The sequence below is a fragment of the Dehalogenimonas alkenigignens genome, from assembly GCF_001466665.1.
GTDB lineage: Bacteria > Chloroflexota > Dehalococcoidia > Dehalococcoidales > Dehalococcoidaceae > Dehalogenimonas > Dehalogenimonas alkenigignens.
Map to the genome: position 1 here is coordinate 756,681 of NZ_KQ758903.1, position 24,024 is coordinate 780,704.

Annotated in this window: 20 protein-coding genes; 5 read left to right on the forward strand and 15 right to left on the reverse strand. The window is 58.2% G+C overall.

The features are described 5' to 3' along the window. Positions 1 to 61: 61 nt before the first annotated feature. Positions 62 to 3,199 (forward strand): DNA polymerase III subunit alpha, encoded by a 3,138-nt coding sequence (locus tag DEALK_RS04005; protein ID WP_058438939.1) that lies wholly within the window; start codon positions 62 to 64, stop codon positions 3,197 to 3,199. An 84-nt stretch (positions 3,200 to 3,283) separates the two neighbouring features. After that, positions 3,284 to 4,390 (forward strand): molecular chaperone DnaJ, encoded by a 1,107-nt coding sequence (gene dnaJ / locus DEALK_RS04010; protein ID WP_058438941.1) that lies wholly within the window; start codon positions 3,284 to 3,286, stop codon positions 4,388 to 4,390. Between the two features lie 26 nt (positions 4,391 to 4,416). Here the strand turns inward: dnaJ and DEALK_RS04015 are convergent, their stop codons facing one another. The 4 genes from DEALK_RS04015 to argF form a co-directional block, all read right to left on the reverse strand. After that, positions 4,417 to 5,484, reverse strand: coding sequence for an NAD(P)H-dependent glycerol-3-phosphate dehydrogenase (locus DEALK_RS04015; protein ID WP_058438943.1), 1,068 nt, complete (start codon positions 5,482 to 5,484; stop codon positions 4,417 to 4,419). A gap of 37 nt (positions 5,485 to 5,521) precedes the next feature. After that, the gene (plsY, locus tag DEALK_RS04020; protein ID WP_058438945.1) at positions 5,522 to 6,172 is read right to left on the reverse strand and encodes a glycerol-3-phosphate 1-O-acyltransferase PlsY; all 651 of its coding nucleotides are present in this window, start codon (positions 6,170 to 6,172) and stop codon (positions 5,522 to 5,524) included. Positions 6,173 to 6,175: 3 nt separating this feature from the next. Beyond that, positions 6,176 to 7,489 (reverse strand): ribosome biogenesis GTPase Der, encoded by a 1,314-nt coding sequence (gene der / locus DEALK_RS04025; protein WP_338032935.1) that lies wholly within the window; start codon positions 7,487 to 7,489, stop codon positions 6,176 to 6,178. A gap of 113 nt (positions 7,490 to 7,602) precedes the next feature. Continuing rightward, positions 7,603 to 8,538 carry an ornithine carbamoyltransferase gene (gene argF, locus DEALK_RS04030; protein WP_058438950.1) on the reverse strand — a complete coding sequence of 312 codons (936 nt, stop codon included), beginning with the start codon at positions 8,536 to 8,538 and terminating at the stop codon, positions 7,603 to 7,605. An 830-nt stretch (positions 8,539 to 9,368) separates the two neighbouring features. Between argF and DEALK_RS04040 the strand changes: the two genes are divergently transcribed. The 3 genes from DEALK_RS04040 to DEALK_RS04050 all read left to right on the forward strand — a co-directional run bounded on the left by DEALK_RS04040 (position 9,369) and on the right by DEALK_RS04050 (position 14,680). Further along, positions 9,369 to 10,943 (forward strand): reductive dehalogenase, encoded by a 1,575-nt coding sequence (locus DEALK_RS04040; RefSeq protein WP_058438954.1) that lies wholly within the window; start codon positions 9,369 to 9,371, stop codon positions 10,941 to 10,943. A 312-nt stretch (positions 10,944 to 11,255) separates the two neighbouring features. Next, positions 11,256 to 12,821, forward strand: coding sequence for a reductive dehalogenase (locus tag DEALK_RS04045; protein WP_058438956.1), 1,566 nt, complete (start codon positions 11,256 to 11,258; stop codon positions 12,819 to 12,821). A 341-nt stretch (positions 12,822 to 13,162) separates the two neighbouring features. After that, the gene (locus tag DEALK_RS04050; protein ID WP_058438958.1) at positions 13,163 to 14,680 is read left to right on the forward strand and encodes a reductive dehalogenase; all 1,518 of its coding nucleotides are present in this window, start codon (positions 13,163 to 13,165) and stop codon (positions 14,678 to 14,680) included. Positions 14,681 to 15,652: 972 nt separating this feature from the next. Here DEALK_RS04050 and DEALK_RS04060 read toward each other — a convergent pair. The 11 genes from DEALK_RS04060 to DEALK_RS04110 all read right to left on the reverse strand — a co-directional run bounded on the left by DEALK_RS04060 (position 15,653) and on the right by DEALK_RS04110 (position 24,007). Continuing rightward, entirely contained in the window at positions 15,653 to 15,835 is a 183-nt protein-coding gene (locus tag DEALK_RS04060) for a hypothetical protein (protein ID WP_058438962.1), read from the reverse strand. A gap of 156 nt (positions 15,836 to 15,991) precedes the next feature. After that, entirely contained in the window at positions 15,992 to 17,173 is a 1,182-nt protein-coding gene (gene coaBC, locus DEALK_RS04065) for a bifunctional phosphopantothenoylcysteine decarboxylase/phosphopantothenate--cysteine ligase CoaBC (RefSeq protein WP_058438964.1), read from the reverse strand. A 68-nt stretch (positions 17,174 to 17,241) separates the two neighbouring features. Next, positions 17,242 to 17,568, reverse strand: a complete 327-nt coding sequence (locus DEALK_RS04070; protein ID WP_058438966.1) for a hypothetical protein — start codon at positions 17,566 to 17,568, stop codon at positions 17,242 to 17,244. A gap of 66 nt (positions 17,569 to 17,634) precedes the next feature. Further along, positions 17,635 to 17,985, reverse strand: a complete 351-nt coding sequence (locus DEALK_RS04075; RefSeq protein ID WP_058438968.1) for a hypothetical protein — start codon at positions 17,983 to 17,985, stop codon at positions 17,635 to 17,637. An 85-nt stretch (positions 17,986 to 18,070) separates the two neighbouring features. Beyond that, positions 18,071 to 18,838: a type III pantothenate kinase gene (locus tag DEALK_RS04080; protein WP_058438970.1), complete on the reverse strand. Its 768-nt coding sequence runs from the start codon at positions 18,836 to 18,838 to the stop codon at positions 18,071 to 18,073. Beyond that, the gene (locus tag DEALK_RS04085) at positions 18,822 to 20,411 is read right to left on the reverse strand and encodes a bifunctional ADP-dependent NAD(P)H-hydrate dehydratase/NAD(P)H-hydrate epimerase (protein ID WP_058438977.1); all 1,590 of its coding nucleotides are present in this window, start codon (positions 20,409 to 20,411) and stop codon (positions 18,822 to 18,824) included. Before DEALK_RS04085 ends, DEALK_RS04080 begins: the two co-directional genes overlap by 17 nt. A gap of 44 nt (positions 20,412 to 20,455) precedes the next feature. Next, the gene (locus DEALK_RS04090; RefSeq protein WP_240608233.1) at positions 20,456 to 21,223 is read right to left on the reverse strand and encodes an MBL fold metallo-hydrolase; all 768 of its coding nucleotides are present in this window, start codon (positions 21,221 to 21,223) and stop codon (positions 20,456 to 20,458) included. Between the two features lie 2 nt (positions 21,224 to 21,225). Further along, entirely contained in the window at positions 21,226 to 21,903 is a 678-nt protein-coding gene (locus DEALK_RS04095; RefSeq protein ID WP_058438981.1) for a queuosine precursor transporter, read from the reverse strand. Positions 21,904 to 21,925: 22 nt separating this feature from the next. Next, positions 21,926 to 22,876: a magnesium transporter CorA family protein gene (locus tag DEALK_RS04100; RefSeq protein WP_058438983.1), complete on the reverse strand. Its 951-nt coding sequence runs from the start codon at positions 22,874 to 22,876 to the stop codon at positions 21,926 to 21,928. 82 nt (positions 22,877 to 22,958) lie between these two features. Beyond that, positions 22,959 to 23,747 carry a sulfite exporter TauE/SafE family protein gene (locus DEALK_RS04105; protein WP_058438984.1) on the reverse strand — a complete coding sequence of 263 codons (789 nt, stop codon included), beginning with the start codon at positions 23,745 to 23,747 and terminating at the stop codon, positions 22,959 to 22,961. 26 nt (positions 23,748 to 23,773) lie between these two features. Next, a complete protein-coding gene (locus DEALK_RS04110) occupies positions 23,774 to 24,007 on the reverse strand; it encodes a hypothetical protein (protein ID WP_058438985.1) in 234 nt (77 codons plus the stop codon). Positions 24,008 to 24,024 lie beyond the last annotated feature (17 nt).

Below are 24,024 nucleotides of genomic sequence, written 5' to 3' on the forward strand. Positions count from 1 at the left end.
AATCCCCCGTTGGGTTGAAGTTGGCAGGGGAAGATTCGTTTCCTAAAAATCTTTGAGTCCTATGCCTTACGCTGAACTTCATTGCCACAGTTACTATTCTTTCCAAGACGGCGCATCATCGCTGGAGGAGTTGCTTGCCCGATCGAAGGAGCTTGGTTACTCTGCCCTCGCGGTGACGGATCACGACAACTTCTGCGGCGCCATGCGCTTTGCCCACCTGTCTAAATCACTGGAACTCCCGGGAATTATCGGCGCCGAACTGACCCTGAGGGGCGGCTACCACCTGACGCTCCTGGCTAAAGACCGGGACGGCTACCGCAACCTGTGCCGTCTTATTACCGCCGCCCGCGAGGCGCCGGATCGTGCCGAACCGGAACTGCCGCCGGAGGTCATCGGCGCTCATGCCGCGGGGCTTATCTGCCTGTCGGGCTGCCCCAAAAGCGAACTGTCCCAGCTCGCCGCGGCGGGGCGCATCAACGAGGCGAGGACGCTGGTGCGTCTGTACCTCGACTGGTTCGGCGCTGATAATTACTTCATCGAACTGCAGCACAACCTGGCCTTTGGCGACACCGCCCGCAACAGGGCGCTCCTGGCCATCGCCCGGGAGGCTGGAGCCCAGGTGGTCGCCACTGGAAATGTCCACTACCATATGCAAGAGCGCCACCGCCTGCAGGACTGCCTGGCGGCGGTCAGCGCCTGCAAGAGCCTGGAGGACAGTCATCGGGAACGGCGGCCGAATTCGGAATTCTATCTGCGGCCGGCAGCCCAGATCGAAGGTCTTTTCAGTGACTGCCCGGAGGCGGTGACCAACACGGTCAAGATCGCTGAACGCTGCCGTTTTGATTTGACCAGCGATCTGGGCTATACCTTTCCTGACTACTGTGCCCCAGGCGGCCTGAGCCCCGATGATTACCTCGAGCAGTTATGTCTCGAAGCGGCGATCAGGCGTTACGGCGCCGTTACCTCCGAGGTCAGGGCGCGGCTCGACGATGAGTTCCGGCTGATTAAAAAGCACGGGCTGGCCGGCTTCCTGCTGCTCTATCGCGATGTCATCGAACTGGGCCGGCAGGTCATGATTGACCAGGGGCTGTCAGATCCGTCGCAGTTTATTGAAGACAATCCGCCGGGACGCGGCCGCGGCTCCTCGGTGGCCCTGCTGATCGGCTACCTGATTGGGCTGTCTCATATTGACCCCCTTAAATACCGGTTGTCGCTGGAACGCTTTTTACCTGAGGATGCGCTGGGCTGCGTGCCGGATATTGATCTGGATTTTCCGCGCCGCATCCGTGAGGAACTCATACTGCGCGTCCACCGGAGGTGGGGCTGGCGCAACGCCGCCCTGGCCGGCACCATTGCCACATACCAGATCAAAGGAGCGGTGCGGGACCTGGGGAAAGCTCTAGGTTTACCGCTTGAGGAGGTCGATCGGCTTTCAAAATTCGTCGATTGGGGCAGCGCCCGGAAGCTTGAATCGCAGATGGAGAAGCATCCCGGCTTCCGCCATTTGATTAACCAGCCGGTATGGCGAGACCTGATCTCGCTGGCGGCCGAACTTGACGGTTTCCCTAAATACATGGGGCAGCACCCGGGAGGGATGATTATCTCCTCAGGGCCGCTGACCGATATCGTGCCGGTACAGCGCGGCGCTATTGACGGCCGCTATGTGTGCCAGTGGGACAAGGACTCTATCGACGACGCCGGCTTCGTCAAGATCGACTTTCTGGCCCTGGGGGCGCTGTCCCAGATGCAGGAGGCGGTGGAGATCATCAGGGCGCGAACCGGGCAGCGCATCGACATGTCGCGCATCGACTTCGACGATCAGGCCGTCTACAACATGCTGTGCGCCGGCGATACCGTCGGCATTTTCCAGGTGGAGTCTGCCGCTCAGATGCAGACCATCATCCGGCTCAGGCCACGCAATCTGACGGATATGGCTCATGAAGTGGGAGCGGTACGCCCCGGCGTCGGCGTCAATGGAGGGGTCCAGGAATATCTGGCTCGGAGGAGCAAAAAGAAGCCGGTTGTTTTTGACCACGAGCTGGAGAGGCGGGCGCTGGAACGCACCCTGGGAGTTGTCCTGTTTCAGGATCAGGTGAATCAGTTAGCCGTGGATGTCGCCGGCTTTTCCCCGGCGGCGGCCGACCAGCTCAGACGCGCCTTCGGCCGCCGCCACAATGAAGCGATGCTGGACCGCTATCATGAAAAGTTCATCTCAGGTGCCGCCAGGCGCGGTGTTGATGAGGCTTCCGCCGAAAAAGTGTGGCAAAAATTCAACGGCCAGTATATGTTTCCGGAGTCGCATGCCTTTGCCTTCGGAGTGACCGCCTTTCAGGCGGCCTGGCTGAAACTCTATTACCCGCTGGAGTTCTTTGCCGCTATCTTCAACCAGCAGCCCATGGGCTTCTATAACCTCGAGACCTTGAAGGAAGATGCCCGGCGGCACGGTGTGGCGGTGCTCAACCCGGACATCAACCGCAGCGAGGCGCTCAGCGTCGTTGAAAACGGCGCCCTCCGGCTGGGTTTGCTTCATGTTGGCGGGGTGGGGGAGTCATTTGCCAGGGCCATCCTCGATGAACGGGCCAGGGGCGGATATTATGCGGATGTCGGGGATTTCCTGGCGCGCAGCGCCGTGCTTGAGGAAGCGGCGCTGGCCCTGGCGGCCGCGGGGGCCTTTGACGGTCTTGAGTCGAACAGGCGTAAGGTAAAATGGGAAGTCGGTCTGAAATACCGGCCGGTAAACTCGCAGCTTTTCTTGCCGCTGCCAGCGGCCCAGGATATGACTGAACTATCGGCTATGACCGCCTGGGAGCAGATGCAGGAGGAATACGGCACCATGGGACTCTTCCCTTCGGGGCATATCATGGCCTGTCTGCGGCCACGGTTCACTAACCAGGTGGCTACCAGCCGCGATATCGCTCAACTTGTCGATGGGTCAGAGGTTACCGTCGCCGGCATGGTCATCCGGCGTCAGCGCCCGCACCGGAAGGTGGTCTTCATCACTCTGGAGGACGAGTTCGGCCACGTGCCGCTCATGGTTTTCCCCGGAGTTTATGAGCGAGCGGAGCAGAGATTTAAATCCCCTTTCCTGGTGGTCAGAGGCAGGGTGTCGCGGCGGGATGGCGCTCACAATGTGGTGGTGGCAGAGGTCAGGTCATTTTCCGCTCTGGAGAAGGCGCCGCCGTCCAAGGACTGGCATTAGGTTCCGGCTGCGTTTGCCGATGGCATTTTTCGCTGAAACGCGATACAATAGTTCGTTAATCTGCCAGTTTGAGGGGCACCGTTTATGGCTGTAAAGCGTGACTATTATGAAGTGCTGGGAGTGGCCCGCGGCGCTTCCGACGAAGATATCAAGAAGGCTTTCCGCAAGCTTGCCTTTCAGTACCATCCGGATCGCAACAAAGAGGCCGATGCGGAGGCTAAGTTTAAAGAGATTAATGAGGCTTATTCAGTGCTTTGCGACGGCAACAAGCGCGCCGCATACGACCGCTTCGGCCATGCCGGAGCCGCCGGCGGGCCGTTTGGCGGAGGGGCTGGGGGCTTTGAGGACTTTGCCGGTTTCGGAGGCCTGGGGGAAATCTTTGAAACCTTTTTCGGCGGCATGGGCGGGCAGGGGCGCCAGTCGCCCCGGCGTGGCACCGATCTTAATTACAGGGTGGCTGTTACGCTGGAGGAGGCTTCTACTGGGATAGAGAAAGAGATCAACATCCAGCGTATAGAAGCTTGTGAAGTGTGCAAGGGCACAGGCGCCAAAGAAGGATCTTCGCCGACCAAATGTCCCGAATGCGGCGGCCAGGGGAAAGTTTACCAGGTGCAGCGCAGTGTTTTCGGAAGGTTCACCAACGTTGTCACCTGCACCCGCTGCCGAGGCGAAGGTCAAGTCATCAGCGACCCATGTCCCAAGTGCAAGGGGATCGGTCGAGAACGCAATTCACGCACTATCAGCGTCAAGATACCGCCGGGCATCGATAACGGCAACCAGATCCGCATCTCCGGGGCGGGCAATCTCGGTGACCGGGGCGGCGGCGCCGGTGACCTGTACGTTACCGTCGCGGTGATGCCGCATAAGCTGTTCCGCAGGGATGGCGACAATATCATTTACGAACTGCCGCTTAATTTTACCCAGGCGGCGCTGGGTACTGAACTTGATGTTCCGACACTCTTCGGTCCGGCCAAACTCAAAGTGCCGTCCGGGACTCAAACTGGCAAGGTCATCCGCCTGAAAGGGAAAGGCATGCCGCTGCTGAACCGCCCGTCGGCCCAGGGCGATGAGTGGGTGGAAATTAGAGTAGTCACTCCGGAGAAGCTGACCCGGCGCCAAAAGCAGCTACTGGAAGAACTCGGCGTTACCCTGGGTACGCCTGCTGCAACGGTTGATGAAGCTGAGAAGTAAGAATTCAGTTAGCCGGAAGAACCTGGTCAGAAGGCGATTTCCGGCTTTTTCCGGCGCCGGAACAGGCTGAACAAACCCCATTTCCGGCCGGCGAGTTCGTGGGTGGCGGCTGCCGCCATCAGCTCTTTAGCCGTGGCTCGAACGTCGTCGCCGTGGTAAAGCACCCGGTACAGCCTTTCGGTGATCGGCATCTCGATGCCCATTTGCTGCGCCAGTTTCCAGGCGACGAGGGTCGTCGTCACCCCTTCGGCGATGCCGTTCATGGTTGCCTGGATATGCTCCAGGGATTCGCCCCGGGTCAGGCGGGCGCCGACCTGATGATTCCTAGACAGCTTGCTGGAACAGGTGGCGATCAGGTCGCCCTGCCCCGCCAGCCCGGCCAGGGTCAGCGGATTGGCGCCGAGGGCAGTACCCAGGGCGGTGATTTCAGTCAAACCTCTGGTCATGAAAGCTGCCTTCGTATTATCGCCGTAACCGAGACCGTCAACAATTCCTGCCCCCAGGGCAATGATATTTTTTAGGGCTCCTCCCAACTCTACCCCGATCATGTCGGTATTGGTGAAGGCGCAGAAATCCGGGACGGTCATGAGCTTGGCGCCGCGCCGGGCTCGCGATTCCTTTTCAGCGGCGATCACTGTCACTGCCGGCCGGCCAGCCAGTATCTCCCAGGCCAGGTTCGGACCCGACAGCACGGTGATATTGTCATGGATATCTTTCCTGGTTTCCTCAGCGATGATCTCAGACATACGTTTGCCCGTCTCGACCTCGAGACCTTTGGCGGCGCTGATGATCAGGGTGCGTTTGCCGATGTGCGGGGCAATCAACTTCATGTTGCGGCGCATCGACTGAGACGGAACAGCTACGATGATAGCGTCAGTGTTCTGGAGAGCCTCTGCGCCATCGGCGGTGACCGAAATGCCTTTAGGCAGGACAAAGCCCTCCGGCAGCCTGGGAGTGCGGAAGACGCTGGCGCGGGTCATAGCGGCTTCGTCCTCAGTGCGGGCCAGTATCCTGAGATCGACGTCCTTGCGCGCCAGTACTGCGGCGAGAGTAATGCCCCAGGTGGTTGCGCCGACAACGGCGATTCTAGTCATAGTTTAACCATCCCGGAGGGGTCGAGTTACAGCGCATCTAGTGGGCTTTTTCGTTGATGCGGCGCTCTTTACCGGCGATCAGTCTCTGGATATTGTCACGGTGCATGAAGATGACGACTGTTGAGCCGATAAGCGAGTAGACCAGATACTCCATAGGGATGCCGGAGTGAAGCGACAAGGGGATCATCATGGCATAGGCGCCGGCAACGCCGGCTATACTGCCCAGGGAGGCAAACCCGGTCAATCCGACGCTGATTATGAAAACCTCCCCGCCGAAAACGGCCGCCAGTGGATAGAGGGCTATGAAACCCCCGAAGAAGGTGGCCACGCCGCGGCCGCCTTTGAAGTGGTTGAAGACCGGAAAGATATGACCGGCAACCGCCGCCAGGGCGGCGGCTACCTGAGCGGCCAGGATGCCCAGGTGATAATCGCCTACCAGGACGTAATCGTGCCCGATTACGGCTCCGGCCAGGAGGACCGCGGCGACGCCTTTAAGCACATCGAGCAAAGCGACGAGGGCTGCCATTTTACGGCCAAGGGTCCGCAGGACGTTGGTGGCGCCGATGCGGCCGCTGCCGAAAGAGGTGATGTCGATCTTGGCCTTGCGACGGGCGATGAGGTAGCCGAACGGGATGCTGCCGATGAGATAGGCAGCCATGGTCACGAGGACGAGTTCAGTCACCAGCATTGATTATTCACCTCTGGATTTGAACGTGAACTTGATCGGTGTGCCCGAGAAACCGAAGACTTCCCTCAGCCGGTTCTCCAGGAAACGCTGAAAAGAGAAATGAACCAGTTTAGGATCGTTGACAAAGAAGACGATCTCAGGCGGACAAACACCCACCTGGGTGGCGTACAATACTTTCAGAAGCTTGCCGCCGGCACTGGGAGGGGAATGCTTCGCCAACGCCTGGCGGACCAGGCTGTTGAGTTCAGGCGTAGGGATGCGGTGGCTGCGCTGGGCCTGGATGTCGAAGGCGGCGGGGATGACGCGGTCAATGCCGTCGCCGGTGCGGGCGGAAAGGTAAAGGCGCTGGGCATAGGGAATAAACTTAAACCGCGCCGCCATATTCCGGTCGAATTCGGTCATATCTTTGTTTTCTAACAGGTCAATCTTGTTGACGACGAGTATGAGACCCCGGCCTTGATCCCTGGCGTAACCGGCGATATGGGTGTCTTGAGAAGTAGCCGGTTCAATGGCGTCCAACACCACAAGGACGATATCGGCGCGGTCAATGGCGTTCAAAGAGCGGATGACACTGTACTCTTCGACGCCAGGTTCTACCCGGCCGCGCCGCCTGATTCCAGCGGTGTCTATAAGTACCACAGAACCCTGCGGCGTGTCAATAGCAGTGTCTATTGAGTCCCTGGTTGTCCCAGGAATGGGAGAAACGATAGTCCTCTCCTCCCCGGTCAGGGCGTTCAGCAGCGACGACTTGCCGACGTTGGCTCGACCGGCGATAGCGATGCGCAGACCGGGTTTCTCCACTACCGCCGCCTCAGGTTCGGGCAGGAGTTCGAAGATCCGGTCCAGCAGGTCTTCAACTCCCCGGCCGTGGTAGGCTGAAATAGGCATTGGTTCACCGAAGCCCAGGGCGTGGAACTCCGCGCCGTGGAGGGCCAGCCTGGGATTGTCCGCTTTGTTGACAGCGACTACCACCGGCTTGCCGGCTCGCCTGATCTCATCGGCGATTTCGTGGTCGAGCGGCGCCAGCCCGGACTGAGCGTCGACCAGGAAGACAATTACCGCCGCTTCTTTCATGGCGGCGCGCACCTGGTCGTTGACCGAGCGGGCGATGGCTTCCTGCGGTAAGTTTTCCATGCCGCCGGTGTCCACCAGGATGAAATCGCGGCCGGCATGATTCATGGGGACGTGCAGCCGATCCCGCGTGGTGCCTGGCAGGTCCTCGGTGATAGCTGTCCGCTTGCCGGTCAGCCGGTTGAGCAGGGTAGACTTGCCGACATTCTGACGGCCGACGATAGCGACAGAAGGGAGTGAATTCATCAGGTGTCCGGATACTCCTCTATTTTAGCGCCTCTCCCGAGAGGGGCAAGGAAAAACGCGCCCTTTGCCGTAACGTCTTTGCTGCGCTGTACTGTCAATCCGAATTTCATGCGTCAACCCGGCCACGGGAAGCATAAGCCGCCCAGCATATCGGCGAGGAGCGCCTTCTGAACGTGGAGGCGGTTCTCCGCCTGGTCGAAGACGACTGATTGCGGGCTGTCCAGCAGCCCTGCGGCGACCTCTTCGCCGTGATGGGCTGGCAGGCAGTGCATGACGATGGCATCCGGCTTGGCCAAAGAGACCAGCCTTTCGTTAACCTGATAACCTTCGAAAGCCTTGCGGCGCGCCTCGGCGTCCGCCTCCTGCCCCATCGAGGTCCAGGTATCGGTGTAGATGATGTCGGCGCCGAACGCCGCCTCCCCGGGATCATCGGTAAAGCTGAAAACGCTCTCGCTCCGGGCCGCCAGCTCAAGAGCCCTGTGCACCGCTTCAGGCGGCAGTTCATAACCTTTCGGCGAAGCCATGGTGAACGACAGGCCTACCGAGGCGGCGGCCAGCGCCAGGCTCACCGCCACGTTGTTGCCGTCGCCGATGAAAGCCAGTTTCAGACCGGGGAATTCGCCTTTGTGCTCGAAGATAGTGAGCAGGTCAGCCAGCGCCTGGCAGGGGTGCTCGGCGTCCGACAGGGCGTTCACCACCGGCACGCCGGCCCAGCGGGCCAGTTCCTCGACGGTGGATTGGGCGAAAGTGCGCACGGCGATGGCATCCACATAGCGCGACAGCACCCGGGCGACGTCGGCGATGCTCTCCCGCTTGCCCAGGCCGACCTCGGCAGGCGAGAGGTAGATGGCCTCTCCGCCGAGCTGCTTCATAGCCAGCTCGAAACTGAGGCGGGTGCGCAGCGATGGTTTCTCGAAGACGAGGGCCAGCGTTTTGCCGGAAAGCGTCGTCTGCCAGCCCTGGGCTTTCATGGAGGCGGCATCGGACAGAAGCAGCCGGATCTCATGGGGCGCCAGGTCGGTAATGGAGAGAAAATCTTTAGACTTCATAAGTCACCGTAAAACCATAATGTTTAAGTATATCACAGTCCGCCGTACGGCATGGTTCCGAGCCCAGGCGCCGGGCATCCGGCACCGGTGATTGGTATTTGTTCATCAGCGAAAAAAGTACATTCAGGGGAAACGATTCCAAAATTCCGCGATGGGCTGAACGTGTGAAACGAAAGTCGTCGGATTTGGGAACAAAGGCAGTATTCATTCGGCGCCGGAGATATAACCAGCCGTTACCGGGGCGGCAACACCGGCCAAGCGGTTCAAACGAAACCGCCTTATGCGCCTGATGAATCATGTGTCGCGTCAACCCTCCAGCCCTTATCCTGTCCATACGCCGAATAATCGGCACACTTGTGCTATTCAAGGCGGGTATTATAGCATACCGGTTCCTCGTGAGTGTCAAGCGACTTTTGTCGTTTTTGGCGCGATTTTTTACGACAGCTTTCGGCAGGCAGCAAACAGCAGGCAGCGGGGGCGGATATTCCGATTTTTATTGAGACCTGGCTAAATTCCTGACGTAGACGGGGGAGGGTCGGCTATAACAAAACAACTGTGGACAACTGGCGTAGTTGAATGAGGGAATGAGATCCATTGCCACTTCGATTCTTTAATATTATTAGTTAGATTAGCGTTTATTTATCATTTAATTTGATAGTTACATTAACGAAAATAAATCAGTATAAACACGTATTCACATGGTTTTCTCCCAGTTTTAAGATATCGTTAAAAGCAAGTATTCAATAAGGAGGTGAAGATAACGATTTGACATCTGGGAGAGACCAGAATTGTAGGATTTTATCTACCATAATCGTGTCAGGAGGAGAGATATGTCGGTTTTTCACAGCACAATGAGCCGCAGAGAGTACATGAAAAGTCTGGGTCTTTTTGGGGCCGGAATAGGCGGCGCCAGCCTGGTAGCGCCAGTATTCCACGATCTCGACGAATTGATGGCTTCAGAATCTGCTCAGATCAAGCGAGCCTGGTGGATTCGAAACACTGAACATCCGACTGTAGATATAGATTGGAACCTGATGAAACGGCATCACGGTTTCCATAGCACACAGTCCGGCGTCATCCTTGCCCGTTATGCCGGCGGTCCAGCGGAGTATCAGGCGATTCTCGCTGCCGGAGATAAGGGGGTTACTGACGGTATCAAGAACAACACCCCTGGTTTAACGTTGAGGGATAACGCTCTTGGTACTGTCGCGAGGGGCTTGGGTTTCACAGCCGCGCGGACTGATAAATTCGCTGACACGCGCCTTGTTGGCGTTAAAACACCGGATCAATTTGGAGTGCCCAAGTGGCAGGGAACACCGGAGGAGAACTTCCGGATGATGCGAGCGGCGATGGTATTCTTCGGAGCTTCACATATCGGCGCTTCGGAACTCGATGCCGATCACAAGAAACTAGTCGGTTTGTACGGCGATAACATCGCCGAATCATACTGGCCTTTTGGTTCAGCTCCAAAATGGCCGCCGCCGACGACAGTGACACAGCCCATCGAATTCGCTAATCAGTCGACCTTTTCGTTTGATAACGCTACCGGTTTAACAAAGATTCCTTCTAACATCCCGATCTTCAGTATCAGCTACACGATTCCTCAATCGCATGAGTTGTTCCGAACGACGCCGTCTTCGGCGCTTTTCGCCGCTGCCAATATCACCAGGTACCGCCTGCGCGAGAACATGCGTATCTCTACTCAGGGCTTTGTCCGGATGCTTGGATATCAGATGATGTATGACGAGCCGTATAGAGGCATTCCGAGCATCGCCGGTGCCACGTTGACCGGCTTAGTAGAAAACTCACGCCACACTATCATGGGTATCAGTCCTGAGCATGGCAACACCGTCGGTCTGTACGAAGTGTTGACCGACTTGCCAATTGCCCATACTCCGGCGATCGATGCTGGTATTTGGCGCTTCTGCCAGAGCTGCGGTATCTGCGCCAAGCACTGCCCGCCTGAAGCAATCGAGAAGAAAGGTGAGAGTGAGCCTTCCTGGGAGACTAGACCCTCCGCGATAACTCCGAAATTCGGTCAAATTCCAGGACTGGGTTTTGATACAGAGCCAGAGTTCTTCAAGGCTGGCCGCAAGACATATTGGACCGATATGATTAGCTGCCAGTTATTTGCCCGTGGGCTGCCTAACCGCTGCCAGTTATGCTTCGGTGTCTGCGTCTTCAATAACCAGTACGGTGCAATGATCCATGATTTAGTGAGGCAGACGGTTTCGGTAACTTCTATGTTTAATGGCGTGTTTGCCACTGCCGGTGAAACCTTTGGTTACGGTCTTAAGGAGGACGAAGCCAAGGAAGATTGGTGGGATATGGTGCTGCCAGCTTATGGCTACAGCACTGGTTTCTACTCCAAACATGGTGGCTATAACCGAGAACGGCCTGCTTAGTTCATTCACAGCCGAGATAATAAAGGGAGAGCCCAATAAGGGCTCTCCCTTTATTTTTTTATTGCGCTGGCCTGCCCTAATGAGTCCCGTAAAAATGATTAATAAATATTAATCTATACGTATAAATAAGCATTAATAAAAATAAATCAGCGTAAATGCGTATTCACAACAAGATAAAAAGATTGTACATTATCTAATTAAGAAAACCAATATATTGGTGATCCAAAAAGAGCCGGGATACCAGGAGGTGGCGCGTATAGACATAGCGTAAGCAGATGCCTAAGGTTCAAAGTCAAAATATTAGGAGAAGAAGTGAAAAAATTCCATTCCACCATCAGCCGCAGGGATTTCATGAAGGGTTTAGGTCTTGTCGGCGGCGCCGCCGCCGTAGCTCCGGCGTTTCATGACATTGACGAACTTACCGCCTCGCCAAACAACACCAGAAAACGCAGTTGGTGGGTTAAGGATGTTGATCATCCAACCGTCGATATTGACTGGCAGATGATGGCTCGCCACCACGGCTTTCACAGCACTCAGTCAGCGGCAATCGTAGCCAGGTATTACGGGCTCAATGAATATAACGCGATGACCATGCCCAGTACTGTTGAAAGACTGAAAAATAATGAGCCGGGATTCCGCCTCAAAGATTACGCCTTCGGTTCAGCAGCGGGTATCTGGGAAGGGCCTCTGGGTTTCGGCTTCGGTTCCTGGCGCGTTACAGGCGGTCCTGCATCACACAAAGCCTACGTGGGATACCAGCGAGCCTCGACCCCAGCCCAACTCGGTGTGCCGAATTGGACAGGCTCTCCTGAAGAAGCGGCAGCAATGCTTCGGTCAGCGATGATTGCCTACGGCGCCTCTGATGTGTCTTTCGGCGAGCTCCACGACGATCACCTGAAGCTGGTCGGCACCCACGGCGACAATATCTCGACCGCTTTCTACCCGCCGAAATTTCCCCCGCCGGACACCGTTATCAAACCCCAGGTATTCGAAGATGTGCCGGTTGGGTATTGCGATGAAAAGACTGGTAAGTACGTCCTTCCCAGCAAGGTACCGCTGTATATAGTCACCTGGGCTATGCCGATGCCCCAGGAGATGGCCAGGACCGCTCCTTCAATGCTAATGTCTTCAGCAAATTCCAGCCGCTACCGCCGGGACGAGCATGTAACCTACTGCACTCTGGAATTCCTGCGCGGTCTTGGCTACAACGGCTACAGCGACACCAACTACCGCGCCATCCCCACCGGCGCTGACGCGGTGCTTCAGGGTCTGGCCGAGAACGGGCGCCATACCATCATGGCCCTCAGCCCGGAGTTCGGCGCCTGGTGCGGCTTCTTCCACCTGATCACCGATCTGCCGCTGGCGCCCAGCAAACCCATTGACGCCGGCATGTGGAACTTCTGCCACAGCTGCGGCCAATGCGCCAACGCCTGCCCCTCGAACTCAATTGAGCATAAAGGCGACCGGGAGCCTTCCTATGAACCTTACCCCTCATCCATCACCCCGAAAGACCCCGCTCTGCCGGGCCTGGGATGGGACAAACCGACCCCCGGCGAGACTGACTACAATAAAACGGGCCGGAAGACCTATTGGACCGATATGATCACCTGCGCTGGCTATCGCAAAGCGGTTGATCCTTGCTTGAGGTGTTTCGGTTCTTGCGTATTCAATAGCCCTAAGGGCGCTATGGTTCACGACATCATCAGGGGTACCGTCGCTAATGTCAGTATCTTCAATGGCTTCTTCGCCACGATGCACGAAGCCTTCGGCTACGGAGTTGTCGAAGGCGAGGCAAAGGAAGAGTGGTGGGATGCATCTCTTCCAGCATACAACCTTAACAGCATTGTCGGCGCCCAGCACGGTGGCTATAACAAGTAATCAAAGGTTTACACACGGCAAAAAAGGGAGGTTGCCAAACGGCAACCTCCCTTTTTTCGTGATTTTGATACCTCTCGTAATACGGACGTGGGCTCCCTGTTTGTTTTGTCTGGTTGCCTCTCCGCGTAGAATTTCACTGGACGTGGGACAATGAATAACCATGGTGGATGATCAATAAAATGACCAAAGCAGGGATTCGGCGATTAGTTATTAGATGATTAATGATTGTTAATCATTGAATGTGATCCGAGATTAAAAAATAAAAATCAGCATATATACGTATTTACAGAATTAATAATTATTGTTTAAAGTAATCCCATGTTTGGATAAAAGGAGGGCAAATGACAACATTCCACAGTACAATGTCTAGGCGCGACTTTATGAAAGGTCTCGGATTGCTCGGTGCCGGTATTGGTGGTGCCTCTTTAGTTGCCCCTGCGTTTCATGACCTTGATGAGCTTGCTTCTTCAGAGCAGGCGACATGGAAGCGACCGTGGTGGGTAAAATATCGCGAAGCCCATCACCCAACCGCTGAAGTAGATTTCGACACAATGCAACGCTTTGATCAACGACTAACAACACAGGCACAATATGTTAACAACAAATATGCTGGAAGTACCGAGTGGTCTGGGGTTCTCTCCAAAGCCAAAGAATTCGCTACTCAGAACCTTGGGAAAAAAGGCAACACTATTCGAGATAAATCTCTGCAGAACGCTGCTACTCAGTTCTACACAGCCAGTATTTATACTCACGCTACACTGACTGGTTCACCGAAAGGAATCCAGACACCCGAACAGATGGGGTTACCTAAATGGACTGGTACGCCTGAAGAAGCTAGTCGGATGCTCCGAGCTGTTGCCGTGTTTATGGGCGCCGGGGCTATTGGTGCAGCCGAATTGGAAAAAAAGCTTGTTTTCACATACATCAAGGCAGGCGATGCCAAAACAGGCGCAACCGCCAATGATGCAACGTTCATGAACAACTGGCCTCCACCGCTCGCTGCTGGACCGAAAATTGATTTTGAGAATGTCGCGGTTGGCTATGAAACCCCTGAGCGAAAAGTATTGCCAGACGCGGTTAATTTACATGAGGTCGGTGTTATGATCCCTATGTCGAAAGACGCATGGCGCACGGCAATGCCTGACGCTCCCTCTGGTGTGGCACAGGCCTCTAACATCAGTCGCTACCGTATGTGGACTTGCTCCGTGCAACCCGGTATCCAGGCTTTTCTACGCGGTTTGGGTTACACCGGCTACGGCTATCCGTATCCCGACATGTCGGGCGGTTTGGTACCCGCCCAGGCTAGTGCAGTTCTAGGCGGTATCTCCGAAATTGGCCGTCACAGTGAAGCGGCTATCAGTCCGGAGTTTGGCGCAAATCATGGATACTACAGTTTCCTTACTGATTTCCCAATGGCTGATGACAATCCAATCGATGCCGGCATTTTCCGCTTCTGCCACACGTGTAAGCGCTGTTCTGATGCCTGCCCGTCAGGATCCATCTCAACAGATGCCGAACCTTCTTGGGAGGTGCCTCAGAACTATAAGGTTCCCAACATGAACAATCAGGCCGGGAAAAAACTGTTTTGGACTGATTCCCATAGCTGCCAAATGTATCGCACTATCTATACCTGTAATATTTGCCGCCCAGTCTGCACCTTTAACACAAACAATGCGGCTATTCACGACTATATTAAGGTTACGGTTGCGAACACATCTGTATTCAACAGTTTCTTCTATACCATGCACGAGCCGTTCGGGTACGGGCTGCATGATGTCGATGAATGGTGGAATCTGTCACTTCCAATTTGGGGTACCGATTCAACCACAGCGGCATACGATGGCGGTTACCGGAAGTAAAGTCTAATCTGTACCATTTTGAACGAAGAGAGCGATAAAAACGCTCTCTTCGTTTTTGGTTCTCAAGCGGTCGTATTGATAGAATAAAACCTCTATAAAAAGACACCACCTTTGCTCTTGATCTGTAGTTTGGTCGTCCTCTTCTGAGAGTCAGACCCTGCCGGAACCAATACTTCAGGAGGTTTGGTCCATTTTCCTGCCAAGAGGACAGATATTTGACAGCAAGTTATTGAAATACTGGCCGAAAGTCGAGGCGGAATCCAGTCTTTTGACTGATGCCGCCTCCGAAGCGGCGGATTATAGTGATGGGGCAAGAGAATGATCGTAGGAGGAATAATCTATGGGATGGTGGATTGGCGCCGGAGCGGCTTTCATCTTCCAACTGGTTTGAATCATCATGGTGATGAGCGGCGTGTTCCGCAAAAAAGAGAAGCCCTGGAGCAAGACCTCGATGGTCGGGTACGCCATCCACGGCACCTTCGCCCTGCTGGCTCTGTGGATGTTCTCACAGGCAGTGACCCAGTAAAGGAGAAATGAGATGAGCGGTTTTCTGAAAGGCCTGGGACTGGCGCTGCTCGGCATCGGTGTCGCCTGAGCGGTCAGCATCGTCGCGGCGGTCGCCGCGAAGGATGGAGCGACCTTCACCTCGCAGATACCGGCGGTGATTTTTCACATCGTTTCGATGGTCGGCGGTTTCTATTTTTACGGCCTGTCCCTCAGGTTCAGGAAGAAAGCGGTGACCGCTGGTTAGCATCCAACCGGTGTTTGAAGGCTTCCCGCCCTGGCCTGGTTCACGGCAGAGACGGTAGATTCAGGAGGGGCGCCGAAAGACGCCCCTTTTCATTTCCTTCAAACTGAATTTCAGGCAGGCTCCAGCCGGTAAATTTTTCCGCGCTCAATTTCCGTAATGGTGACCAGGCCGCGGGGTTGAAGTTCAGGGTGAGCCGCAAAGAACTTGCGGAGCTTGTTGATTCAGATATATCCCTTGCTGTTGAACTGGAGTTCCGCGGTGAAGCTGCCGGCGGATTCTATGATTATCGGAGTCGAGGTGAACGGTTGGCCGGGAGGGAAGAATGACCTCAGCCGGGCCGGGATGTAGAGGTAGTTGTTCTTGATGTAGACGGATTGGAGAGTGATTTCGATGGTTTTGGTCATGATTCACCTCCCGATGAGTTCGAGGGCGCCGCCCGCGCCGCCCTGCGGCCGGTGCTTCCCCGCCACCCCCTCACCCTCCTGTCCCTCTCCCGCCAAGGTAGAGGGAGGCAGAAATTTGGGGTGGATTCCGGCTTTCGCCGGAATGAGAAAAGAGCACTAATTCAGCATGGTGGCGAGGTAATCCATGATTTTTTCGGCGACGGCGCGTTTAGGCATGAGGGGCAGGTCCTCGGCGCGGCCGTCCTTGAAAAGCAGGGTCACCTTGTTGGTGTCGGCGCCGAAGCCGGAGCCGGGGGCAGTCACATCGTTGGCGACGATGAGGTCGAGATTTTTCCCGCCGAGCTTCTTTTTGGCATTATCGATCAGATCGGCAGTCTCGGCGGCGAAGCCGACGCGGATGAAATCACCTTTAACTTCGGAGAGGATGTCGGGCGTCGCTTCCAGCTTAAGGTCTAGCGGCGCCGCGTTTTTCTTGATTTTGCCGCCGGCTGCCGTCAGGGGCCGGAAATCGGCCACCGCGGCGGCCATAATGAGGGCGTCGGCGCCTTTGACCGCGCCCCGGACGGCTTCAAGCATCTGGGCGGCGGTTTCGACGCGGATAACGGTCATGCCGGACGAATCGGGCATATCGACCGTCGAGACGAGTTTCACCGAGGCGCCGCGGGCGCTAGCGGCGGCGGCCAGGGCGCAGCCCATCTTGCCGGAGGAGCGGTTGCCGATATAGCGGACGGGGTCAATCGGCTCCCGGGTGCCGCCGGCGGTAACGACAATCGTCTTGCCGGCAAGGTCGTTTTTCCGATTAAGAACCGCGGCGAGAGTCTCAAGGATGGTCTCAGCCGGGGCCAATCTGCCTTTACCCTCGGAGCCGCAGGCGAGGCGGCCGGATTGGGGTTCGACGAAGGTGAAGCCTCTCGACTTCAGGGAGGCGATGTTGGCTCGGGTCGCCGCATTGTCGTACATATTGCAGTTCATAGCCGGGGCAATGATGACCGGGGCCCTGGTGGCCAGTACGGTCGAGGACAGGATATCGTCAGCCAGGCCGCCAGCCAGTTTGGCGATGGTGTTGGCGGTGGCCGGAGCGATAAGGATGGCGTCGGCGGCCTCGGCCAGGGAGACATGCTCGATGGAGAACTCGCGGGCATCCTGCCACATCGAAGTCACCGGCTGGCGGTTGGTGAGGGCCCGCAGGGTGAGGGGCGCGATGAACTTTTGGGCGGATTCGGTCATGACGACTTCGACCGCCGCGCCGGCCTGGACCAGCCTGGAGGCGAGGTCGGCGGCCTTGTAGGCGGCGATGGAGCCGGTGATGCCCAGGATGATGGTGCGATCTTTAAACATATTTCAGATTACAGACTCCCGGAATCTCCTGAATCCTTCCTTGCGGACAGGAGAAGCTGGGGCGGCGGTCAGCCGTGGAACACGCCGCCAACGATGAAACTAAAGATTATGACCATGATCACCGCCAGGTCAATATTGGTGGCGCCGCCTTCAGGCCGTTTCATCGCCCGGACGGCGAATACCGCCAGCACCAGCATGCCGGCGGCGGCGACCAGGGCGACGGCGGTGACGGCTGAGGGGCTGAGATCGGTCAGGTTGGCGATCAGGGCGACGATCATGCCGATGATAATGGCGGTCAGGCCGATGCCCTGCTGGGTAGCCGATGACGTCCTTTTCATGACCCGGAGCAAGCCCCAGGCGATGGACAGCACAGCGGCGGCCAAAGTGATGATCATCCTGCCTCCAATTCCGGAGTAAAGCGATATTAAAATACTACAAATCTCGGAATTGTCAAATCAGCTTCAGGAATTGATGATGCTGCCGGCAACCAGCAAGGCTCCTGACACCAGGCCGAGGACTCCGCCCAGCCTGGCTTGAAGCGCGCCTGTCTTAAGGCCGTTCATCAGGTTGAAAACGCCGAGGGCCAGCGTCACCGACGCGGCCAGCCAGGTGACGACCCGAACCCCGGTATTCTCCGTACCGTATTGGGCGACAGTGAAGATGACGGCAGCGCCGGCGATCGCCAGAGCCAGGCCTTCGACAGTCCAAAAACGCGAGACCGCCGGGCGTCTCAGGAAAAAGTGGGCCATGCCCCAGGCTACGGCGATGAGGCCCCCGGCCAGGAAGAGGTAGTCGTCAATAATGAGAATCAAAGCGAAATCCTAATCCTTGTATTTATTGTCATTGTCAGCACCTTTCCGGAAAGGCCGCACCGGGCTGCGCCCAACCTGCAACGGCTCAAGCCCGGTTCATGTAATAGATCAGCCGCAGGCCGTATAGAGTGAGGTCAGGGGCGACGGCGTCGAAGATGCCCGTTTCGGCGGCGAGGAGGCCGGCGTAACCGCCGGTGGCGATGACCAGAGCCTTGGACGGCAGTTCGGCCTGGATGCGGCTCACAATGCTTTCCACCAGCCCGGTGTAGCCGAAGACCATGCCTGACTGCATGGCCTTTACCGTGGAGGTGCCGATGGCCCGCTCCGGCCGCTGGAGCTCAATGCGCGGCAGCATCGAGGTCCGGGCGGTCAGGGCTTCGGCGGCGATGCCGATGCCCGGGGCGATGGCGCCGCCGATAAACTCGCCGCTGGCCGAAACGGTGTCGAAGGTGGTGCCGGTGCCCAGATCGACGACAATGCAGGCGGTTTTGTACAGCTGGAAAGCGGCGGCGGCGTTAACGATGCGGTCGGCGCCGACTTCCCGCGGGTTGTCCATGCGGATCTTGACGCCGGTCCGGGTGCCGGCGCCGATGGTCAGCGGTTCAGCATGGAAATATTTCCGGCAGAGTTCCTCGAAGGCGCCGGTCAGCGGCGGGACCACCGAACAGATGGCGACCTTATCAACCGATTTGGGGTCGATGCCGTTAAGCGGCAGCAGGTGGAGCAGCAGCGAGGCGTATTCATCCGGCAATTTCTGCAGCACGGTGGCCACCCGCAGGCTGGCGGCCAGCCGGTCGCCGTCATACGCCCCGAGCGAAATGGTGGTGTTGCCGATGTCAATGACAAGCAGCATGGTCATGCTCCTTGAGCGCCTTGAACGAACGGGGGATGTGCCCCAGCAGGTCCGAGGCGACGGCGCCGCAGTCTCCCAGCGCGGCGCGCACCGACTCGGCGGCCATGGCATGGATATATACCCCGGCGCGGGCGGCATCGAAGGGCGCCAGTCCCTGGGCCAGCAGCCCGCCGATGATGCCCGCCAGGACATCGCCGGTGCCGGCGGTGGCCAGGGCGGGGTTGGCATTGGGAGCCAGGGCCGCCCGCCCGTCAGACGAAGCGATGACGGTGTGAGCCCCTTTGAGCACGACGACCTGCCGCCACAAACCGGCGCAGCGGCGCGCCAGCTCGATCCGGTCGCTTTGCACCCGGGGGACGGCCAGCCCGGCCAGGCGGGCCATTTCGCCCGGGTGGGGGGTGAGCACGGCAGGGAAATCCACTTTGAGCCACCAATCCGATTCCGCCGACAGGATGTTCAGGGCATCGGCGTCCAGGACGGCGGCGAAGCCTGAGGCGCGGTTTTCAGGCCGGGACAGCGCCGCCAGCAGGGCACGGGTAAAAGCGGCGGCTGACGGCGACTGCCCCAGCCCCGGCCCGATGACGGCGGCGGAGAATTCTTTCAACCGGCCGGCGATCAGTTCGGCGGCGCCTGGCGCCGGACCGCCGTCCGCTGTCTCCGGCAGGATGAGGTGAGTGGTTTCGGTCAGCCTGGAAGCCAGGACGGGGTACAGGCTTTTCCCGGCGGCCAGGGTTACCAGGCCGGCGCCAGCCCGGCCGGCCGCCTGGCAGGCCAGAACGGCAGCGCCGGCATACTCCGGCGAACCGGCGGCCACCAGCACTTTACCGAAGGTGCCTTTGTGGGCATCGGCCGGCCGGTCGGGGAGTAGATCAAGAATCAGATGCTCGTCGAGGACTTCAGTGTTGAGGCCGGCGCCGGATCCTTCGGGCAGTCCGATATCGGCGACCAGAATCTCGCCGGTGTAACCGGCGCCGGGAAACAGGAAGAAACCGCGCTTGGCGTATCCCAGGGTGATGGTGAAATCCGCCCGGACAGCCGACGGGTCGATAGCTCCGGTGTCGGCATCGAGGCCGGACGGCAGGTCGAGGGCGACGACGGTCATCTCCGGGCGGCGGTTACGGGCTTCTTCAACCAGCGCCAGGGCGGCCGCCGGGGCGCCGCTGATGCTCCTGCCCAGCCCGGTGCCGAAAACGGCGTCCAGGACAACATCGGCTTCCTCAAGAGCGGCTCTGAGACGCTCGAAGCCAACGTCATAACGGGCTTCAAGCGGCGACAGGCCGGCGGTCACGGCCTCCCGCAGGACGATATCGTCCGAGCCGCGGGGGGACAGGAGGTATATATCGGTCAGAGCGCCGGCGGTTTTGAGATGGCGGGCGGCGACCAGGCCGTCGCCGCCGTTGTTGCCCGGCCCGACCAGGACGATGACCCGCTTGCCGGCGGCAGGCTCCAACAGCGCGGCGAGCTTATCGGCCACTTCCCGGCCGGCGCGCTGCATCAGTTCGGCTGCGGAGACACCCAGAGCGGCGGCCTCCTGTTCGAGCCGGCGCATTTCGGCGGCGGTGACGAGATTCATGGGATGAGTGTAACAGCGCCAAAGTCAGCGGTCAACGCCCGCGTCTAGACCGAGATTGTCAGCCCCTCGCGAGCGAGATAGACGGGCGAACCGAGTTCAGCGGAGAGGCGCTCGATCTCAGCGGCTATTTCGGCTTCGCCGTGGGGGTTCATGTGCACGCAAACCACCGGAGGCAGATGACCTTTCAGCTTTTTGAAGGCTTTAAGCTCCGCGGCCAGGGTCTCCGGGGTCAGGTGCTGATTCCGGGCGGCAAAAAAGGCAGTATAGCGCGAGGGCGCGGTGACGTCGATGGCCATGAGGTGAGGGTCAATATCACCGAAACATGCGGAAAGGCCGGCTCCGGTGTCGCCGGAATAAAAGAACCTGCGGCCGGAAGCGTCGGTCAGCTGGTAGCCGAGCACCGGCACCGGGTGCGGCAAAGCTACCGGCAGGACTGCGTAATCGCCCAGCCGGAAAGAGGTGCCGGGCTCGACGACATGATACCGCAGCGTCGGGCTGCCCTCCGGATGGTCAAAAAAGCGGGAATAAATGCCGCCGTTCAGGACGTGCTCCGCCAGGGCGCGCCGGGCGTCATCAGATCCGTAGACGTCCACGCTCCGGCCGTTGAGGAAGAGGTTCATCCCCAGCATCGGGATGTCCCGGAAGTGGTCGTAGTGGCCGTGGGTCAAGAGCACCGCCCGGATGCCGAACTGGTCCTCCAGCGGCAGGTTGCGGGTCAGGGCGCCGGCGTCAAGCACAATCCGGCCGTCAACGAGCAGGCACATCATGCCGGCGGCGTCGGTCTCGCAGTTGTGGGCCCCCAGGAAGCGCACTTTCAACGCCGGGCTTCCTTCAGGGTGAAGGGATTGAGGCTGATACCGGAGTCATAGGCGTCAATTTTCTCCGCGCCCTTCAGGTAATTGACGACGGCGTAGGTCAGCGGCGTCGCCGCTACCTCGATAAGCGTCTTGGCCGCCCAGTGGTAGAGGATGAAAACAGGGGCGAAAGCCGGGGTGCCGATGAAGGCGACGGTGATGAAGACCATCGAATCCAGCCCTTCGCCGATGACGGTCGAGCCGATAGTGCGGCTCCACAGGTGCCGGCCGCGGGTCAGGAGCTTCATCTTCGACATGACGGCGGCGTTGGCGAAGCTGCCGATAAGGTAACCGGAGAACGAAGCCAGCAGCAGGCGAGGGGTATAGCCCAGTATCGCCTCATAGGCCACCTGTCCCTGCCAGAAAGAGGCGCCCGGCAGCAAGCCGCCGAGCCAGGCGAATCCGACGAAGATAAGATTACATAAAAAACCGAGCCAGATGACCCGGCGGGCCCAGGCGAAGCCGTAGACCTCAGTCAGGACATCGCCGATGAGATACGACAGGGGGAAGACCAGAATGGCGGCCGGCAGGACGATGTCCGCCCCGAGGGAAATGAGTTTGACGGCGATGATATTGGCGGTGATGAGGCAGGTGACGAACAGGGCGGCCACGACGATAAGGCGCTGGGAGACGTGCAAAGGATTCTTTCCTTTCAGGGAATCAGATGATTTTAAGCCAGCGCAGGACCACGGCGGTGATGGCGGTGGCCGCCAGGGTCAGCAGGCCGACGATAATAATCGTGTGATCATTATGTTGGAATGGCAGGTCGATGTTCATCCCGTAAATGCTGGCGACGAGCAGGGATGGCAGTGAAATGGTGGCGAATATGGTCAGGATGCGGATGCCTTCGTTGTAGTTGTTGATCGACATCGAGTCGAAGGTGGAGGAGAGGCCTTCGATGATCTCCTTGCATTCATCCAGGCTGTCCCAGAGTTTATCGGTATGGTCGATAAGGTCGCCGAAATAGACGTTCAGGTCGGTGTCGATATAACGCTTGATCTTGGGTTCCAGGCCGGCGATGACCGCCCGCATCGGCCAGACGGTGCGGCGGAAGGTGATGATGTCGCGGCGCAGTATGGAGATGTCGCGCACCGTGCCGCTGCGGCGCCGGCGGGCGAATATTTCATCCTCGATGGAGTCCATGCTGTCCAATATTTTATTGACGATGGGCTGGCAGTAGTCCACCAGCCGGTCCACGATGCGATAGAGGAGGTAACCGGGCCCGTGGCGCATGTATTCCTTGCGGGATTCCTCGTCCAGTTCGCACTCTCTGAAGAGCTTCATCAGCGGTTTCAGGTTGCCGGCGTGGAGGGTGATGAGGAAGCCCTGGCCGATGAAGACCGAAAGCTGGGAAGGCATCAACAGGCGTTCAAGCTTGTTGTAGGCCGGGAAGTGGAAAACGAAGAAGAGATAGTCCTTATATTCATCTATCTTGGGGCGCTGGCGTTTGGACAGGACATCATCCAGGTCCAGCGGGTGGAAGGAGAAATTCTGCGACAGGTGGAGGGTTTCAACCTCGGTGGGGCGCTCGACGTCGTACCACACCAGGCCGCCGAACTCGACGCTTTCCATGCGGAGCTTTGGGATTTTTGAGTTTTGAACAACCGCCATGGGCCTACTGCCTTGTTCCAGTTTTGGGGCTAATTGTAGCACAAACTGCCAGCCGGAGAGTACACATTCGCTGTGTTGGACGTTAACCCAGGATAAGCCTGAGGCCGGTCAGCGCCAGGGCGACGGCCAGCAGCCGGATGAGGACGCTGCCGCGCAATCTCCGGGATAACCGGGCGCCGATCTGAGACCCGAAGATCACCCCGACCGCCAGCCAGATGATGATGCTCCAGTCATCGCCGTAGCGCCCGGCGCCCAGGTGAATCAGGCTGCCGGCCAGGGCGGTGAAGACCAGGATGAAGCTGGAGGTGGCGGTGGCGACATGGGCGGGAAAGCGCAGGATGTGGGTCATCACCGGGACATGGATGATGCCCCCGCCGATGCCGAGCAGCCCGGCGAAATAACCCGCGGCAGCGCTCAATGAAAAGCCGAGCGGGCGGTTGTACCGGCGGCCGCCGCCGGTATCGGCGGGCAGACTTTCAGGGTGCGGTTTCAGGATAAGCGCAGCGGAAATGAAAAGCATGACCAAGCCGAAAATAAGACCGAATGAAGTCCGGCTCACCTGGTGAAGCGTCCAGATGCCGAGCAGCAGCCCGGGAATAGTGCCGGCGGCGAAGAGCAGGCCGGTTTTGTAGTCAACGCGCTTTTGCCGGCCGTAGGCGTAGGCTGCGCCGAGACCGTTGATGAGAACTACCGCCAGCGAAACGGCGGTGATGACCAGCGGATCGGCGTCAGGGTAAAGGAACAACAGCGCCGGCACCAGTACCAGGGCGCCGCCGACGCCGATAAGCGTGCCGTAGGCACCGACCAGCAGACCAAGGGCGGCCAGGGCGAAAGGCAGCAGGCCGCCGCCGTCGAGTATCGATTCTCCCATAGAGTCAGAGACAGTATAGAACGGGGCTACCCGGTTTGACCAGACGGATCCGGGACAACCTCGATAACGGCTTTACCGCCGGCGATGACCTTGAACAGGTGGGACAATAACTGCTCCGGGCTCATGCGGTATTTCTTTCCGGCGGCGCTGGTAATGGTCCATTTGGTGCCGGAGCTGCCCTTGTGAATGGTCTGGGACGAGCCTCCGGTGCCGTCTTTCCGCTTCAGTGATATATGGATGGTGATTTCATTGTTCCGCATTGGCGTCACGCTCCCGC

Coding starts and splice junctions, on each gene's coding strand:
- DEALK_RS04005 (WP_058438939.1), top strand. CDS start 62: ATGCCTTACGCTGAACTTCATTGCCACAGTTACTATTCTTTCCAAGAC.
- dnaJ (WP_058438941.1), top strand. CDS start 3,284: ATGGCTGTAAAGCGTGACTATTATGAAGTGCTGGGAGTGGCCCGCGGC.
- DEALK_RS04015 (WP_058438943.1), bottom strand. CDS start 5,484: ATGACTAGAATCGCCGTTGTCGGCGCAACCACCTGGGGCATTACTCTC.
- plsY (WP_058438945.1), bottom strand. CDS start 6,172: ATGCTGGTGACTGAACTCGTCCTCGTGACCATGGCTGCCTATCTCATC.
- der (WP_338032935.1), bottom strand. CDS start 7,489: ATGAATTCACTCCCTTCTGTCGCTATCGTCGGCCGTCAGAATGTCGGC.
- argF (WP_058438950.1), bottom strand. CDS start 8,538: ATGAAGTCTAAAGATTTTCTCTCCATTACCGACCTGGCGCCCCATGAG.
- DEALK_RS04040 (WP_058438954.1), top strand. CDS start 9,369: ATGTCGGTTTTTCACAGCACAATGAGCCGCAGAGAGTACATGAAAAGT.
- DEALK_RS04050 (WP_058438958.1), top strand. CDS start 13,163: ATGACAACATTCCACAGTACAATGTCTAGGCGCGACTTTATGAAAGGT.
- DEALK_RS04060 (WP_058438962.1), bottom strand. CDS start 15,835: ATGACCAAAACCATCGAAATCACTCTCCAATCCGTCTACATCAAGAAC.
- coaBC (WP_058438964.1), bottom strand. CDS start 17,173: ATGTTTAAAGATCGCACCATCATCCTGGGCATCACCGGCTCCATCGCC.
- DEALK_RS04070 (WP_058438966.1), bottom strand. CDS start 17,568: ATGATCATCACTTTGGCCGCCGCTGTGCTGTCCATCGCCTGGGGCTTG.
- DEALK_RS04080 (WP_058438970.1), bottom strand. CDS start 18,838: ATGCTGCTTGTCATTGACATCGGCAACACCACCATTTCGCTCGGGGCG.
- DEALK_RS04085 (WP_058438977.1), bottom strand. CDS start 20,411: ATGAATCTCGTCACCGCCGCCGAAATGCGCCGGCTCGAACAGGAGGCC.
- DEALK_RS04100 (WP_058438983.1), bottom strand. CDS start 22,876: ATGGCGGTTGTTCAAAACTCAAAAATCCCAAAGCTCCGCATGGAAAGC.
- DEALK_RS04105 (WP_058438984.1), bottom strand. CDS start 23,747: ATGGGAGAATCGATACTCGACGGCGGCGGCCTGCTGCCTTTCGCCCTG.
- DEALK_RS04110 (WP_058438985.1), bottom strand. CDS start 24,007: ATGCGGAACAATGAAATCACCATCCATATATCACTGAAGCGGAAAGAC.